The following is a 904-nucleotide window of genomic DNA, read 5'->3' as shown; positions in this document are numbered from 1 at the left end:
ATAAGGAGAAGTGCCTACCGGAATATGGGGTGGTTCAGGACGGCAGGAAAAAGGTCATCAGCCACCCGCAACGTTGACTTAGCCGTGCCGCCCGGTCGACATGGGCTGTCATGGCCGTGCTCGCCCAAGCGAGTCGTGAGCCAGCCATTCAGGAGAGCAATCGCCGCAGTAGGACCCTGAAAAGCCAAAGGCCCCACCCCGGCAAGGGTGAGGCCTTCGAAATCGAGATGGCCTGTGAGGCACAACAGCATCCCTCACAAGCCATAAAGCGCCCTCAGGCGTCAAGTCGGAACCCCGGTTCCGGCAACGATATCGGCTTGTCTTGAACGGAGCGCACAGCTTGCGCCGCCAAACGTCCCCCTGTGGCCCTATGGAAAAGGGCCAAGACACGTGTTTGCCGAAAAAATCCGCTGCGCGATCGAGGCGGCTGACCGAATCACCCTTCCGTCCGTGACGGCGCTGCTCTGGCGCGCTTACGGCGAAGGGCACGTCACGGAGACCGAGGCCGAGACCCTGTCCGGGCTGATCGAGGCGCGCACGGACGCGCCCGCGGCTCGTCGGCTACCGGCGGGTCTACGACCCAGCCCTGAGGCTGCAATCGCGCCCACGTTCCAGGACGGCGCAGGAGCACCCAGGAGGGCCGTCGGCTCACGCCCGCGCACGGAGCCCTCGCTGGAGCGCCGCCGCCGCTGGGCGGCTTCGGGAAGGCTGCCGCCGGGGTTAGCGGCCCAGTTCACCCTGGCCGAGCAGGCGGTGCTGGCCCTGGTGGCCACGGAAACCTCAAAACGAGGCGATTGCCGACTGGCCGTGGGGCAGCTCGCGGCGATCGCGGGCGTGGCCGAGACTACCGTCCGCAACGCCCTGCGCGAGGCCAAGAGACTCGGGCTCGTCACCGTCGAGGAGC

At 66.9% G+C, this 904-nt stretch carries 1 protein-coding gene; it reads left to right on the top strand.

Annotated elements, in window-relative coordinates; genetic code table 11:
- Positions 1 to 390 precede the first annotated feature (390 nt).
- A partial coding sequence (locus tag ACU8YC_RS25050; protein ID WP_446895967.1) for a hypothetical protein occupies positions 391 to 904 on the top strand: 514 nt, incomplete at its 3' end.

This window comes from Citrobacter sp. VF227 (assembly GCF_052950715.1).
Note: the sequence above shows the minus strand (reverse complement) of the source record. Positions and strands in the feature narration are given on the sequence as shown.